General features: G+C 56.1%; 12 protein-coding genes. 5 read left to right on the forward strand and 7 right to left on the reverse strand.

Annotation, left to right across the window (positions count from 1 at the left end):
* Positions 1–469: 469 nt before the first annotated feature.
* From RCCGE510_RS20550 to RCCGE510_RS20560, 3 genes are all read right to left on the reverse strand, one after another.
* Complete coding sequence (locus RCCGE510_RS20550) at positions 470–1420, reverse strand: GDP-L-fucose synthase (RefSeq protein ID WP_007633128.1); 951 nt, start codon at positions 1418–1420, stop codon at positions 470–472.
* The gene (gene gmd, locus RCCGE510_RS20555) at positions 1421–2482 is read right to left on the reverse strand and encodes a GDP-mannose 4,6-dehydratase (protein WP_007633130.1); all 1062 of its coding nucleotides are present in this window, start codon (positions 2480–2482) and stop codon (positions 1421–1423) included. It lies immediately after the preceding gene.
* Between the two features lie 98 nt (positions 2483–2580).
* Positions 2581–3576: a KpsF/GutQ family sugar-phosphate isomerase gene (locus RCCGE510_RS20560; RefSeq protein ID WP_007633132.1), complete on the reverse strand. Its 996-nt coding sequence runs from the start codon at positions 3574–3576 to the stop codon at positions 2581–2583.
* Between the two features lie 390 nt (positions 3577–3966).
* Here RCCGE510_RS20560 and RCCGE510_RS20565 point away from each other — a divergent pair, with 390 nt between their 5' ends.
* A complete protein-coding gene (locus RCCGE510_RS20565; RefSeq protein WP_007633134.1) occupies positions 3967–4935 on the forward strand; it encodes a rhamnan synthesis F family protein in 969 nt (322 codons plus the stop codon).
* Between the two features lie 29 nt (positions 4936–4964).
* Here RCCGE510_RS20565 and RCCGE510_RS20570 read toward each other — a convergent pair whose 3' ends face one another.
* The 4 genes from RCCGE510_RS20570 to RCCGE510_RS20595 form a co-directional block, all read right to left on the reverse strand.
* Positions 4965–6800 (reverse strand): hypothetical protein, encoded by a 1836-nt coding sequence (locus RCCGE510_RS20570; RefSeq protein WP_007633135.1) that lies wholly within the window; start codon positions 6798–6800, stop codon positions 4965–4967.
* 418 nt (positions 6801–7218) lie between these two features.
* Positions 7219–8331 carry a glycosyltransferase gene (locus RCCGE510_RS20580; protein WP_240539680.1) on the reverse strand — a complete coding sequence of 371 codons (1113 nt, stop codon included), beginning with the start codon at positions 8329–8331 and terminating at the stop codon, positions 7219–7221.
* Positions 8332–8698: 367 nt separating this feature from the next.
* The gene (locus RCCGE510_RS20585) at positions 8699–9616 is read right to left on the reverse strand and encodes a methyltransferase domain-containing protein (protein WP_240539674.1); all 918 of its coding nucleotides are present in this window, start codon (positions 9614–9616) and stop codon (positions 8699–8701) included.
* A gap of 490 nt (positions 9617–10106) precedes the next feature.
* A complete protein-coding gene (locus RCCGE510_RS20595) occupies positions 10107–11117 on the reverse strand; it encodes a glycosyltransferase (protein ID WP_037079501.1) in 1011 nt (336 codons plus the stop codon).
* 236 nt (positions 11118–11353) lie between these two features.
* On the opposite strand from RCCGE510_RS20595, the gene RCCGE510_RS20600 reads away from it, so the two are divergent.
* The 4 genes from RCCGE510_RS20600 to RCCGE510_RS20615 all read left to right on the forward strand — a co-directional run bounded on the left by RCCGE510_RS20600 (position 11354) and on the right by RCCGE510_RS20615 (position 15097).
* On the forward strand, positions 11354–12250 hold the full coding sequence (locus RCCGE510_RS20600) for a hypothetical protein (RefSeq protein ID WP_007633143.1): 897 nt from the start codon (positions 11354–11356) through the stop codon (positions 12248–12250).
* Positions 12251–12319: 69 nt separating this feature from the next.
* Positions 12320–13120 (forward strand): ABC transporter permease, encoded by an 801-nt coding sequence (locus RCCGE510_RS20605; protein WP_007633144.1) that lies wholly within the window; start codon positions 12320–12322, stop codon positions 13118–13120.
* A complete protein-coding gene (locus tag RCCGE510_RS20610) occupies positions 13110–14345 on the forward strand; it encodes an ABC transporter ATP-binding protein (protein ID WP_007633147.1) in 1236 nt (411 codons plus the stop codon). The genes RCCGE510_RS20605 and RCCGE510_RS20610 overlap by 11 nt, the downstream gene beginning before the upstream one ends.
* On the forward strand, positions 14342–15097 hold the full coding sequence (locus RCCGE510_RS20615) for a TylF/MycF/NovP-related O-methyltransferase (protein ID WP_240539675.1): 756 nt from the start codon (positions 14342–14344) through the stop codon (positions 15095–15097). The genes RCCGE510_RS20610 and RCCGE510_RS20615 overlap by 4 nt, the downstream gene beginning before the upstream one ends.
* Positions 15098–15111: the final 14 nt, after the last annotated feature.

The raw sequence follows: 15111 nt of genomic DNA on the forward strand, positions 1-15111 counted from the left end.
GAATAAATCCAGAATTATTTTCGGGCGTCGTAGCAACACAACGGCAGTCGCCCGAAGCGAGTCGTAAATTCGGTGGCCAATCAAGGCCCTCTCGTCCTGAAGTGAAATTTATCCGGCAGCCGCAGGTCGATGGTCAGGGACAAAGTCGCAGGACATAGCGAAAGTTCGCTGGGGTTTCCTGCTGCGCATGGAGAGCTTGGGGCGATAGCGACCGCAGTAATTCGAGGCGCATAGATGCGAGGCGGCTTTCAGAACCAGCGATCGGTATTCCAAGCCAGTTCGAATCGAGGCTTTACTCTGAGGGAATTACGTCGCCAATGCCTCGTGCCGGCGCCTTTCGACGACCACCTCACGGCGCGCGCGACCTCCCTCTGGGTAACGGTGCGCGGCTAGGTGCCAGACCGGCGACATCTGCCGTATCGCGAATGCCGACGCGGTTATGAAGAAGGTGGCCCTCGCCGACCTGATATCAGACCGCTGGCTCAGATCTGTTTTCGAACTCCAGGAACCAAGCGTAGGTAGCCCGGATGCCGTCCTCCAGTGAGATGCGCGGCTTCCAGCCCATGTCCTGCAGCTTCTGATTGCTCATCAGCTTTCGCGGCGTGCCATCGGGCTTGGAAAGATCGTGAATAATCTCACCCTCATAACCGACAACGCGGCAGACCAAACGCGTCAATTCGATAATTTCGAGATCCGTGCCCGAGCCGACATTGACGTGCTGGGCGCCCGAATATGTGTTGAGAAGGAATACCAGTGCATCGGCGCAGTCGTCGACGTGAAGAAACTCGCGGCGCGGCGTTCCTGTGCCCCAGACCACCATATGCGGGTCTTTGCGAAGTTTCGCGGCATGCGCCTTGCGGATGAGCGCCGGCAGCACATGGCTGGAGTTCAGGTCGAAATTATCGCCCGGGCCGTATAAATTGGTCGGCATGGCCGAGATATAATCGCGACCGTATTGCTTACGATATGCTTCCGCAAGCTTGATACCGGCGATCTTGGCAATCGCATACCATTCGTTGGTCGGCTCCAGCGCGCCCGTCAACAGAGCCTCTTCGGGAATCGGCTGAGGAGCGAGTTTGGGATAGATGCAGCTTGAACCGAGGAAAAGCAGCCGGTCCACTTCGCCCCGGTGGGCGGCTTCGAAGATGTTCGCTTCAATAATCAGATTGTCATAGATGAATTCAGCGGGATGGCTGTCATTGGCGAGAATGCCGCCAACCTTGGCAGCGGCGAGAATGATCGCGTCTGGTCGGTTTGCTTCAACAAATTTCTCGACCTCGTCCTGCCGCTTCAAATCGACCTCACGGCGGGTGGCCGTGATGACGTTGCAATCTTCAGATTGAAGCCGGCGCACAAGCGCACTGCCGACCATACCGCGATGACCGGCAACCCAGATCTTCTTGTTGGACAAGTCGTACACTCACACCTCTTTCCGGCCGTTCAAAGCCTTCCAGTGCTTGACATCCTCGCGCACCATTTCCGCGGCGAGCTCACGAACCGGAGTTTTGTGCTGCCAGCCCAGCTTCTGACGAGCCTTGGTCGGATCACCCAGCAGAAGGTCGACTTCCGTCGGACGGAAATACCGAGGATCGACTTCCACAAGGCACGCACCAGACGCAGAGTCATAACCCTTTTCGTCAACGCCGGACCCCTTCCATTCCAAAGCAATACCGACGTCGGCAAACGCCCATTCGACAAATTGGCGGACCCTCGTGGTCTCACCCGTCGCCAAGACGTAGTCATCCGGCGTGTCCTGCTGCAGCATGCGCCACATGCCCTCGACATATTCACGGGCATGGCCCCAGTCACGCTGGGCGTCAAGATTGCCGAGAAAGAGCTTGTCCTGCCGACCCAGATGGATGGCAGCCACCGCCATGGTGATCTTGCGCGTGACGAAGGTTTCGCCGCGAAGCGGGCTTTCGTGATTGAAAAGAATGCCGTTGGATGCGTGCATGCCATAGGCCTCGCGATAATTCACGACGATCCAATAGGCATAGAGCTTGGCTGCGGCATAGGGAGAACGCGGATAAAACGGCGTCTTCTCGCTCTGCGGCACTTCCTGCACAAGACCGTAGAGTTCCGACGTCGATGCCTGGTAGAACCGGGTCTTTTGCTCGAGCCCCAGGATACGGATCGCTTCGAGCAGCCGCAACGTCCCGATACCATCGGCATCCGCGGTATATTCGGGCGTTTCGAAGCTGACACCCACATGGCTTTGTGCGGCAAGATTATAGATCTCATCGGGCTGTGTCTGCTGCACGATCCTCAGAAGATTGGTCGAGTCGATCATATCGCCATAGTGGAGGATGAAGCGTGGATGTTCCTCATGCGGATCCTGGTAGATATGCTCGATGCGGCCGGTATTAAAAGACGATGACCGGCGCTTGATACCATGCACCGTATAGCCTTTGCTCAGAAGCAAATCGGCCAGATAGGCACCATCCTGACCCGTCACCCCAGTAATCAGCGCGGTTTTTGTCATTTTTCACATCGTCTTTCGATACAATCTTCGAAGCCGGCAAATGCGCATTATGATTTGCAAACACTCGGCGGAGATCCGGCAGCAACGATGCCACGACCTCAGGCGACGCCGATCCGCAGCAGGTCATGGAAATGCACCAGTCCGACCGGCCTGCGGTCGTCATCGGTGACGATCAGTGCGCCAATGTGATGCTGGTTGAGCAGCGCCAGGGCGGCGGTCGCCAGCACCGTCGACTTCACGGTTTTCGGCGTCCGTGTCATGATGTCGTCGACGGCAAGTTCGGAGAGATTGCGGGTCAGGTTGCGAGCCATGTCGCCTTCAGTGACGATGCCGCAGAGCCGTCCATCCTCGTCAAGCACGCCGACGCAGCCGAAATGCTTGCGCGACAGCACCGTGATCGCCTCCGGCATCGGTGTGCCCTTGGCCACGAGCGGCAGCCGCTCGCCGGTATGCATGATATCGGCGACATGCATCAGGCTCGCGCCTAACTTGCCGCCAGGATGGAACACGTGGAAATCCGTGGCGGTAAAGCCGCGTGCTTCCAATAGCGCCACCGCCAGCGCATCACCCATCGCAAGCTGCATCAGCGTCGAGGTCGTCGGCGCCAGCCCGTTCGGGCAGGCCTCCTGCTCGTTCGGCACGAGAAGGACGATATCGGCGGCTGTTGCAAGCGAGGAACGGTCGCTGCAGGTGATCGCGATCAGCGGAATAGAGAAGCGCCGCGTGAAGGAAATGATGCTCTTGAGTTCGGCGCTCTCGCCGCCTTTGGAAATCGCCAACACGACGTCGTCGCGCGCGATCATGCCGAGATCGCCGTGAGTGGCCTCCGCCGCATGCACGAAAAACGCGGGTGTCCCCGTTGAAGCGAATGTCGCCGCGAGCTTGGCGCCGATATGCCCGCTTTTGCCGACCCCGGTGACAATGACGCGGCCGGAGATGTCGCCGATCACTTCGATGGCGCGCGTGAATGGACCGGCCAATCCGTTGTCAAAGGCCTGCTCAAGCGCTTCAAGACCGCGTCTTTCGGTCTCTATCGTGCGTTTTGCCGATTCGAGCACGCTGTTTTCAACGAGGTTGATCGCTCTTCTGTTCATGAAATTGCGTTAGACCTTTTCACTTTCCAAGTCCACCCCGCACTCTTTCGGTTGGCATCTATGGAATAACCGTAGACGCTGTTTTTCTGCCACTTGGAGGTATCTAATTGTTGATTCCTATTGAGAACTTCTCCGTGGGAATCAACATTCCTTAGTGCCGGACCGTTGACACCCCAGAGAACTTGCTTTCTTTGAGGCCGTTGCACATCAGCATGACCCAGGAAGATTGCTACACGGCAGGATGTGTCCAAAATTCGGCAACGATACGCCAAATATCACGACGCTAATGGAATGCATCGCTCCATGGATTTTTTCATCACAGTTGAATGGCCATCGGCGAGGCGCAGTGGGGATGAACTAAGGCATTTGAAGAGCGCGGAAGCAAATTAGATGAACGAAGCCCGCCACGCAGATTTCACCATCTTCGCCCATGTTTACTACCCTGACACTTGGGAGGAAATGGCCAACGACCTGGACGCAGTCATCCGACAGCCTTTTGACCTGGTTATCACTCGGCCCGCCGGCTCCCGTCCGGTGGCGCGTCCCCAAACTTCCTATCTTCGCTTCGCGACCGAACTGGAGGTCGAAAACCGAGGCCGCGATATTCTGCCGTTCCTGACGGCCTTAAAACAACAAATCGTGCCGCCTTTCGATATCGGCCTGAAGGTCCATACCAAACGGTCGCCTCATCACCGAGACGGGGACGGCTGGCGACAATTTTTAGTCGGTTCATTGCTGAAGACGGAAGATAGCGGACGCTTGTTGGGCCAGAAGTTGCTGGAGTCCGAACCTTATATCGGTCTGGTCGCCGCGCGGGCGCATCTCCTGCCCCTCGATGGCCGCACTTCGATCAACGAGAAGGTCATGATGAAGACCCTGTGGCGGATAGAGCATTTTCGTGACGCGCAGAAAAGTGGAGCTTTGGAGGACAGTATCCATCCATCTGCGCTTAAAGGTAGCCGCTTCCCCGCGGGATCGATGTTCTGGTTTCGCCGCGCCGCGTTGAGAAAGGCGGTCGAGATCGATTTTACCGACCTGTTCGTTCGTGAGAACGGCCAGCTCGACGGGACAGCCGCCCACGCCTTTGAACATCTGTTTGCGCTCATTGCCGAACGAGAAGGTTTAGTCGCGGCCAGCATGGAAAACGTAGCGCCAATCCTTGATCATCGTGGCGCGCCTCTATCGCGACCGGAATTGATGAAGCTGATCGAGGATAGTCTGGCGCACGACAACCCATTCGTACGGCCCTTAGCGGACTTCTGGCGTCGCCACCCTACCCTTCTGAAATGGGCGCTCGGCGTTTATGCTAGCCTACCCCAGAGTTCGGTGCGGCTGTTGCGGAGAAGTATCGGGCGATGATGGTGACTGTCCAAAGCCCGAGTTGGTCATTAGTTTGCAAGAGGCATCTCTTTGCCGTCCAAAACATTGCCATCCGAACCAGACGCCGGATTTGCCGGATGCCGCTTGATTGTTCTGGTTTGCGCGGGGTCATCGAATAACTCCTCAACCAAACCTCTCGCAGTCTGGGCGCTAATCGCCATCGCAGATCCGTTCGTTGACGACAACGATCGAGCGGTGACGCCAGAGCCGTCCACACCCAGTTCTAGCGCAAATGTCCTCACGCCGCGCGCTACGGCAATCTTCGCTACGTAGGCCGCCAAGCCTTCCGGATCGCGTCGGTAACCGCCCGCCGTCAGCAGACAATCTACGGTACGCAGGATTCGATCATCCCCGGAAAGAACCGTCTCTGCCTCGAGCGCATATGGGATTATCTGTCGCTCGATCATGGCGCGCGTCGAAGCGGCCAGTGCATACGGCGTCACTAGGACACGAAGAAGCACGTCACGCCGACGACGCAACTCATCGATCAGTGGCAATAGGAGCTCGAAACTCTCCGGCGCCTCAAGCAAGACGGCGATCTCTCCGGATGGAGCCTCGACATAGCCTGGGCGAAGCCGGGTCGCCGCATCGTCTATGAGAGCGGCCCAGGCCTTGCCGATTACCTTGGAGGAATAAGTCTCTGCCAAAATCGGACGAGCAGCAGCGATTGCGGCAGAGCGTTCGGTAGCGCCGAGCGGCCCAAGGAAGCGGCGCAGACCTGCCTCCCAGTCGTCGAATGCCACCGCTCCCTCCAATGGCTCCATCGAAGAGAGACGGGTTGCCACCACAGGCACGCCTTGCTCAAGCGCGAGTACGGCCCGGTTCGCAGACTTCGTTGCCGAGAACGCATCTATGCCGAATGGTAGTAGGCACACATCGGCTCGCTTGAGCTCTTCGAAAACAGCGTCAGTGGACCAATCGACATAGCGTGTCGGTACGCCGATTTGGGCAATCGCACTATCGAACAGCACTTCATTATTTGAAATGACCGTTAGCTCCAGCGGAATATCATTACAAACCGCCTCAAGAGCCGGCCCTGCAAGCATCAGAGCTAACATACCGAAATCGCTATGTGGCGCGCCATAATTTCCGAACCACAAAACGGACTTAGGGGGCACCTGGGGTATATTTAAGCCTGCAGGTGCTAATCGACCGCTGGCGACACTACGAGAACTTAAAACTTCGTGAGACGCCGGCCTGCGGCCCAATGTGGCAAGGCGCATACCGATAAGCCTGTACGCCAATGAGATCTTGCGTTTGAGGATCACCATCGCGTTCGCAGGATCATGTGCCATATGAAAAATAAACCGCGAGGCGCGTTGCGTGATGGTAAAAGGTCCTTCGCCGGACGGCGCAAGCTCCTCCTGAAGTAGCTTTGCCGCAGCGAAGCTTCCCCTCGTCTCTACCTGATCGACAATGACGACGAAGCGCACGCCAGGTCTCAATAGGGGCTTCAACGTCTCAGCAAGCGCCGGACTGGGGACGACGATTGCATCAGCAAAAGCACCAATGCCGGCCAAACGGAGTGCCGGATGGAAGTCAGGCACCATAGGATAGTTCGCTACAACGACGTTGTCGCATAGATCGACAAACACCTTCACGCCCTGGTCTTTGGCCAGACCTGCCAACCTTAGGCTCTCGCTGTCAAGATGCTTAACAAAGACGATCGCATCGAGTTCCTTTAGGTGCGGGATTGCTTCCTTCGAGGATCCGTAGAATACACTTTCGATCTCAAGCTCGAGCAAGGCAAGCGCAGGATAGTAACAGCGATAGCGCGTGCTTGCCACCGAGTAGCTGAGTTGCGTGCTAACCCAGGCAACACGGGGACGGGGGAGATCTGCCATCAAAATCTCTTTACGCAGTTGAAATCGTTATTCATTAACCACAGGCCTTGTATGCACGCAACAGCTTTAACAGCTTTCGAGCCTGAGCCAAAATGGTCTTATTGATCCAGCACGTTGATATTTCTCCGCAGCATATTTATGGCGCAAAGTTGCCGAAGAAGGCTTTGACTTGCCCCGGACGCATCAATTTCTGCGTGGTAGTCCATGGCTGTCTCTCGTTTGATGCCTGGGCCGATATAATCGGCCCCATTCCAACACGCCTCCTGAGCGGCAGCCACCTTCTTGGCTACGTCAGGGAGCGGCTGCATGGGATGTCATTCCATCTCAGCCGAAACCAACCTCACCTCCGCCGACATGAGACAGGGCGAATTTGACGCTACAAAGGCCCAATTCAGCCGACATGCGAGTTATTTCAGATTCAAGACCGTGGCTTACTTTCCGGCGCATAATGACTTTTAGAAATAGTCTCGGCGCGCTCAGAGGGAAGCCCAGCTAGTTTAAGAACACGCGATAGCTGAATCGCCATGTGACCTAATCCATGATGATTGATCAGCCGTTCGCGCGCAGCGGCGAGCGTTCGTTCTGCCAGTGCGCGGTCAGCGAGAACCTGCGGCAGCACCTCGGCCCACTGCATATCGCCAACCCGCACCGCTGCGCCATTTCGGCTGCAATCCTGATAGATGGCGTGGTCCGAAACGACGGCCGGGATGCCCGCCGCTGAATATTCCACCCATTTTGTATCGGTCTTAGCCTCGTTGAACTGGCCAGGCCGGAGCGGTGCGAGTCCCCAATCCCAACGCATGGCAGCAAGCTGGCTCAGAAAACCATCGTAATCGCCGACCGCCGGCACATGCTCAACGCGTGGACCAAACCCGGCCAGCTCTGGTGGCGGTCGCAATGAGCCGAAGACGGTAAAGTGCAGATCCGGGTTGGCGGTAAGACCAGCGATGACGCCAGGCAAGGCAAGCTGGAGATCGGCGGCATGACTTGAAGAAGCCATGTAGCCAAAGCGAGGTCTGCTCTGCGCGACCGGGCCACCACCTGAGATCGGATCGCTTGCACTGGCAATTTCGCCGGCGAACATACTGGCGGCGAGTTGAGCATGCTTGCGCAATTGTTCACCCAGCCGTTCTGTCGAGAGGTAAACCGTGTTCGCTCTTTCGAGCAGGGCTCGAATTGCCTGCTGGCGCGCCGGCGCACCATACTTCTTAACCTTCTCGATGCCCGCCTCTATCGGCACCTCAAACAGGTTGTCATCGATGTGATAGACAAGCGGAATCCCCTTATCGGCGGACTTTTGCAAAAGCGCCTCGGCCAGCGAGCCGCCATAGCGGCTGACGAACACCAAATGTGGCGCCGCCTGCTGCCAGGCGTCCGCGAGAAGTTGCTGTGCCGACCCGCCCGATTTCACGGCCAGACGCTCGTCCTCCTCAGTCAAGATCACCATCCGCATGTCGCCAGCTGCTATTGCTGCATGGGCAGGACGAAGAAGATTGATCTGAAGGGTTGCCCCAGCGGCGTCGGCGATCACCAGCAACCGAAGCTTTCCCTTGTCGGGATGGGCCGGTCCGAGCAAACGGCCAGCCGGAGCCGACGATCGTTGACCCAACTTGGCCATCGAGATCAGACGAGCATACGAGGCCTCTATCCAACGCGCCATGACTATGTGCTCTTACTGCTCAGATTGACTGCCGCGTTACACCACGGCGTTGATGCGCTCACAGCCTTTGTGAGTCGAGGCAAACAATTGTGGAAGACCCAATATTGCAGACGAGAAACGAAAGCCATGTCACAAAGCCGGTCATTTACCTGTAATTGCGAATTACAACCGTGCCTGATGAACGACTCGGCAACGACTAGACATGCCGATAACGGCCTCTGAACGGTGAAAGCGACCCTCAATTGGATCCCGCCTTGGGATCACGCCACAATACCCAACCGAAGTCCTTGTTGTTTGGAGAAGTGCTCAAGAAGAAATGCGAGAACAATCCCCTCTCGATCGCAATGCGGGCTAGCTGCCGGAACCCGCTCGGCGTGTAATAGTGAGCGTGAATAGAGTAATTTCGTGCCGCGAGGTCCTCAGGAGTATTATAAGGTGCGGTGTAGTGGCACCACTTTTCGTACTTTTCTGGCGTCAGCGACCAGGTGCCTGCTTCATACTCCGAGAGCCAGTCGGCCGGCGTGCTTGCTGGCTGGCGAAGGTCGAAGCAATAGCGCAGATCAGGTACGACACCCACGACGACACCTGTCGGCTTGAGTTTGCCCGACCAGTTTTCCAATACCCCAAGTGGATTCATAAGGTGCTCGAAAACATGGTTTGAAAAAATGAAGTCGAGACTGCCTGCAACACAGGATTCGATGCGTTGAGCATCACCTATGATGTAGCGAGACCACAGTTCCTGCTTTTCCGGGGTAACCTCGATATGTTTTCCGTAATTGCGTAGCCATTCGTCGATGGGTAGTGCCTCCAAGTAGCGCACATCGACATTGCTACCTGGTTTGACGAAAGGATTGCTGCCGGGGCCGACTTCAACTCCGGTCCCCTGCAGATAGCCACGTGCGGCAGCACGCGGGTCGAACACTGGACCTGACCTCAACTCGACAGACTTATTACTCGAATTGGTGATTTCGAGATCATAGCCGCCGACATAACCGATCCAGCTCGGCCACGTGAGCAAGATTGAGCCGTTTGAATCGACAGTTGCGACCGAGGCCGACTGGCGACCATCGGAGGAACGAACCACAATCTCTATAGGCGAGGAAACACCTTGGCTCGCCACGAGGCTCCAGCCCAGGTCGCGCGGAAATGTCTCCATTACAACGAACTCGTCAGCCCGCTTCAACCTCAATCGCGCGCCCGGCTGCAGAACTATTCCGCAGTACCAGTGCGGTTTATCATAACGGAATGGCTCAACGGTCCCGTTAAGAACCTCTACACAGCGATCATTACGTTTGACGATATCGAATAGATTCACAGGAAATACTCAGCTTGTAGAATGGGACCTTACCCGTTACCAAAAAGTCCATGTCGTGTGAACGATCCCATAGCAGAGAACCGCACCACCCTGCCCTCAATGAGACTGGTTTCGCTGCAGGCAATCCCGCAGCTCATCCGATGTAGGCAACGCTCAAATGAATTCTTTTGAGCAGAGCAACATTTATAAACTCAAGCACATCAACGACCTTTACACGTTCAACTGAACGCGCGGACTCGTAGAGCCACCAATGGTGCTGGTGGGCTGCTCGCGCGAAGAGCGAGGCGCTGAACAGCCGTTCGCAGTCCAGCGCATCGAGCCAAAATGGCATTCACCCCCTGATTCGACGCTTCAACGCGCCCAACGCTCCAAGGATGCCACTGCTTGCCGCATGCGCAACGGAAGCAGCCGGCCCTTTCTCCTTAGCCAGCTTAGCCTCGTAGGCCTTTACCGCAGCGGCCCGCTCGCGAGCCGCGCCGAAGACCGCTTTATGTTTGACAAAACCGGCAGCCGCATCGATTGCTTCATAGCGCTTGACCTGCTCCGGCGTTATCCGCCGCACCGGCCCTGCTCCAGCGTCCTTGATTTCTTGGATTATCGACGGACGGACATAGCCGAGGTTAACCTCATCCTCGATCTGGCTTAGCGTCATTGAGCCGTTCTCAAGCATTATCCGAACTTCCTCCAAGAAGAGGTAACCGGTCGGGTTATTGACGTAGACCCAAGGCTGCGTGTTCATGTCTGTCCAATGGATCAGTCCGGTCTTGTTGGCATCGTAATGCTCAAGGCTGTTCCATTCGAACGGCACTCCGTAGTTAATCTCTGACTCATCCAGAATGCACATGTCGTAGAGCAGGTCCTGATAGGTGTACTGCCCATCAAGACCAGCGATGATCTTGACCGGATCCCAATCAGAAAGGGCCTCGCAATCGAGCAGCATCACCGAGCATTGCTTAACGCGCTTCTTGAGCGCGCCCGGCTTGGATTGCTTCTGCGCCTCATCAGGCAATTCCTCCTGAATGATTATCTTGGCGGAATTGAACGGTAGATTCCATAGCTCGCGAAAGTCACGAAACACCAGCATGTCAGCGTCAAGGTAAATGGCGCGGCCCTTATATCCCATCAACTGCGGGATCGCGAAGCGGGCGAACGAGAAACCGGTGCGCTTTCCTTGCCGTATGTCCTTGGGGTCGGGCAGCACCACATCGTCCATCGATCGCAACTTGATGTTCATGCTGGTGTGGCGCCTGATCGAATGCTCCAGAACAGGGACAGCGAGAAGCTGTGATCGGTCCGCGCCTACAAATATGTACGCTGTATCGTTGTCATTCTCGCTCGTCATGCCTGTCTCCAATTTCGACCTGAAATTAATGCCTCGCGCGGGGGCCTGCTTTTTTCTAGGCGGCTTTGGTGTCGTAAGCAAGATATTCAACCTTTCGTCCACCGAGCCGATTTGACTGTCGTGGATTTGTACCCACTGCATCATATTGCTGGAGCCCGATCGAACCTGGCCTAAGCCGGATACTGACTTGAGTAACGGGACCTCATGAGATAGAGAGCGTTCGAAGGAAAATGGAAATGGATGTCTTGAAGAAAATTTTGAGTTCTTTCAGCGGTGCTTCTGTGAAACGCGGGAGCGGAGCGTATTCCGAGGACGCGGCGCCGGCGCTCGCCGCCCCGCCGAACGCCGAGACAACCGCGCATACATTAGGAAATGTTGAGATACCCGGTATCGACAATCTTCCTGACGACGAGCTAGAGCGACTGAACAAGTTGCTGCCATGGGCTGCTTTTGTGTTGGATCGCAAGGGGCGCAAGTTCGGTGTCGCTCACTCCGCCACGAAGCGCAACTTGCCGCAGGCAATGCCCGATCCCCGCATCGTCGAGCTTGATCGGCGCATTCCGCTGCGCGATCTCACCGTCTTTGAGATCGGCTGCTTCGAGGGCATTCACACGGCCGCGCTGGCGATGCATGCCAAGCACGTACTGGCCTGCGACAGTCGGATCGAGAACGTCGTCAAAACGATCGTGCGCTGTGCCATGTACGGCACGTCTGCCCACATATTCCGCTGGGATGCGGAGGGGAATTTGCCAGTTGGCGTGTCGCTTAATTGCGATGTATTGCACCACGTGGGCGTACTCTATCATCTGACAGATCCAGTAGGACATCTGAAGACGCTTTTGCCGCACGTGCGCAAAGGAATCATGCTCGATACACAGATCGCGCCGGAAGATGCCCAGAGCCTGACCTATGAGGCCGGTGGACGGACATACCGATATCATCATTATCGAGAGGCCGGCCGTAATGCGCCCTTCGCTGGTATGCTCGATCACGCCAAATGGATGTTTAAGGACGACTTGCTCGCGCTGTTAAGTGAGGCTGGCTTCGACTCGATTGATGTAGCCAATTTCGAGATACAACGTAACGGCCCACGAATCCTCATATACGCAACCCGTAGCGACAGCGATCGCTGACAACGAGAGCGAAGGGTGCGTGCAACTGGTGCACAGCGTAGATTCAGGCGATGAGAGGTCGTCCGAGCAATGAGACAAACAATCCGCGGGATAACACGCAACGCCCGACTGGCGTGGGATCTCGCATATCGCGATATCGCCGCTCGTTATGGTAATTCCATCGGCGGTCCTTTCTGGCTTATCATCACCCCCGTGAGCTTCGCGGGGATCTATTGGCTTGTGTTCGCATACTTCTTGCGCCTCAAATGGCTGGACCCTGCAACGGGAGCAGAGGTACCTTACCTCGTGCCGCTATTTGCTGGGCTGGCGACTTATCTTCTGCTCAACGACGTAATCATGTCCTCGCTGTCGACTTTCAGGCAAAAAAGAGAATATGTGAGGCGAGCAGCAGTTCCTATATGGGTGCTTTGGCTCTCGATGATCATGAGAGTTGCTGTCAGCTCGACCGTGAATTTCTTGGTGCTGGCTGCAATGGCCCTTATCGCCGGGCTTATTACGGTGAAGTCGCTGGCTGCGATTCCGCAGGCGCTGCTTTTGGTGATGGTCGCAGCTATTGCGATTTCGCTCTTTCTATCGTTGCTCGGTCCGTTTTTCAAAGATCTCGACGAGCTCTCACGTATCCTCTTGCGAGTGTTGTTCTACACCTCGCCGATTACCTATCCGCTGACCACTGTACCGGAGCGTTTCGTTGGTTATCTGTGGGCCAATCCGCTGACTATTCTGGTCGAGGCCGTCCGCAATTCCTTCGTTTTCGGGTTGGCACCATCACCTTTGTCTTACGTCGTCGTGCTTGTTTCTTCTCTGGCACTTTTTGGGGTGGGAATTTGGCTATACTCGCGACTGAAGGGACCGATCGTCGATGTCGTCTGATCTGCTTCTGGAGGCCCGCGGTGTCTCCAAGTCATACTCCATGTCGCTGTCGCCGCGCGAGCGATTCTTCGAGGCAGTGTTTGGCTGGACACCAGACAAGCCGCACCATGTGGTGTTGGACAATATCGACATCGAGGTTCGGCGGGGTGAAACGCTGGGCATTATGGGCCGCAACGGTGCTGGCAAGACGACGCTCCTTGGCATTCTCGGCAACGTTATTGAGCCATCTTCAGGTAGTTCCATCACCCGCCACGGCACTATCGCTGTTCTGCTCGCTGTGGGAGCCGGCTTCAATCCACAATTCACCGGACGCCAGAATGCCGAACTGTTCTGCAGCCTGATGGGTCTCAGCAGCGCCGAGACCGCGGCACGCATGGGCGCCATAATCGCTTTTGCCGAGCTTGATGATTATTTCGACATGCCACTCAGAACGTACTCGTCGGGCATGATGGCGCGCCTCGGCTTTGCTTGTGCGATCCATGTGGACGCCGACATTGTCATCATCGACGAGACGTTGGCGGTTGGTGACGCCAACTTCCGCGTCAGGTGTTACGACCGCATCCAGCAAATGCAGCGCAACGGCCAGACATTCCTGCTCGTCAGCCACAGCCCTAACCTAGTCGCTAACTTCTGCACGCGCACGATTGTTATCGAGAAGGGACGCAAGGTGTTTGATGGGCCTCCCCTGGATGGCCTCAACGTGTACAAGGATATTCGCGAGAACCTCGCAGCCGGCAAGAAGTCGCTCCCGAGCGGTGGCGGCTCTGACCTCGTGGCACCGAAGCTGCGGCTTGAAAATGTACGCTTCAACGAGGTAACAGGCCGAGACGGCGTGAAACGCGGCAGTTTGACCTGTGACCTCCTCTCAGAGGCCACTGTCCCAAATCCGGTGGTTAGCTTCGGCATACGCAATCAGGAAGGGATAGTGATTTGCAGCTACGACAGCGAGCATGACACAACTCAACTGAAACCAATGTCGACCGGCGACCGAACGTCGCTTGTGTTCGAGTTTAAGAACATCCTGCTTGCTGGAGCTTATTTTATCAGTGCCCGCGTGGCTGAGCAGGTGGGCGATGTGACACTAACCCTCGGCACCCACCACAACATCGCTCGTTTCGATATTGTTGGTAAAGGGACGAACTCCGGGCTAGTTGATCTTAGCGCAACACTGACTACGGCCACTCCATCGCTCAATGACAGCGCTCCTGAGGTAGCAATTCGATGACAACGACAACGACTGCTCAACGGCCCCAAAAACGGCCGGCAGTATACAGCGTACGGCAGGAACTTCCCCACAATCGCCCTTACGACCTATACTATGCGGAGAAAGTCCCTCTGCTTCAGGTCTTTGAAAAGGCTGTGCTGGCTTGGGACAACCGCTCACGTTCGGGCATATTGCGAAATCTGGTCCGATCAGTTGGTGTCGGGAAACCAATGCAAGCTGCAGAATGCGGCGTCTACCGTGGGCACTCGCTGGTGGCGTGTCTGCGGATCGCGCGAGATCTGCGCGTGCCGGTCAACTTCATTGGGCTCGATAGCTTTGCAGGCCTACCATCGCTGGTCGAAGAGGACCTCAAGGTGGCGCCTGAAAATGCACCATACCGAAACAAAGTACTATTTGACGATACCTCGTTCGAGGCCGTCAATGAACTCGTCACATCTGCCGGTTTCGCTGACCGTGCCAAGTTGATTCGAGGCTTTTTCGTCGACACCTTGCCGACACTTCCTGAGACCCGTTACGACTTTGTCAATATCGACTGCGATCTGTATGCGCCGCACATCGAGTGCCTAGAATACTTCTACCCTAAGATGAATGCTGGCGGCATTATTTTCTTCGACGACTATCACTCTCGCGATTTTCCGATGGCCAAAAGCGCTATCGATAAATTTCTAGAGGACAAACCAGAAACTCTCCTACATCTGCGGTTCGGGCCAGAGGGTACCAACCACACCAAGTGCTACATCGAGAAGCTGTAGCGGAGGAAGCAAGA

This window comes from Rhizobium sp. CCGE 510 (assembly GCF_000292525.1).
Lineage (GTDB): Bacteria > Pseudomonadota > Alphaproteobacteria > Rhizobiales > Rhizobiaceae > Rhizobium.

Coding starts and splice junctions, on each gene's coding strand:
- gmd (WP_007633130.1), bottom strand. CDS start 2,482: ATGACAAAAACCGCGCTGATTACTGGGGTGACGGGTCAGGATGGTGCC.
- RCCGE510_RS20560 (WP_007633132.1), bottom strand. CDS start 3,576: ATGAACAGAAGAGCGATCAACCTCGTTGAAAACAGCGTGCTCGAATCG.
- RCCGE510_RS20565 (WP_007633134.1), top strand. CDS start 3,967: ATGAACGAAGCCCGCCACGCAGATTTCACCATCTTCGCCCATGTTTAC.
- RCCGE510_RS20570 (WP_007633135.1), bottom strand. CDS start 6,800: ATGGCAGATCTCCCCCGTCCCCGTGTTGCCTGGGTTAGCACGCAACTC.
- RCCGE510_RS20585 (WP_240539674.1), bottom strand. CDS start 9,616: ATGGAGACATTTCCGCGCGACCTGGGCTGGAGCCTCGTGGCGAGCCAA.
- RCCGE510_RS20595 (WP_037079501.1), bottom strand. CDS start 11,117: ATGACGAGCGAGAATGACAACGATACAGCGTACATATTTGTAGGCGCG.
- RCCGE510_RS20600 (WP_007633143.1), top strand. CDS start 11,354: ATGGATGTCTTGAAGAAAATTTTGAGTTCTTTCAGCGGTGCTTCTGTG.
- RCCGE510_RS20605 (WP_007633144.1), top strand. CDS start 12,320: ATGAGACAAACAATCCGCGGGATAACACGCAACGCCCGACTGGCGTGG.
- RCCGE510_RS20610 (WP_007633147.1), top strand. CDS start 13,110: ATGTCGTCTGATCTGCTTCTGGAGGCCCGCGGTGTCTCCAAGTCATAC.
- RCCGE510_RS20615 (WP_240539675.1), top strand. CDS start 14,342: ATGACAACGACAACGACTGCTCAACGGCCCCAAAAACGGCCGGCAGTA.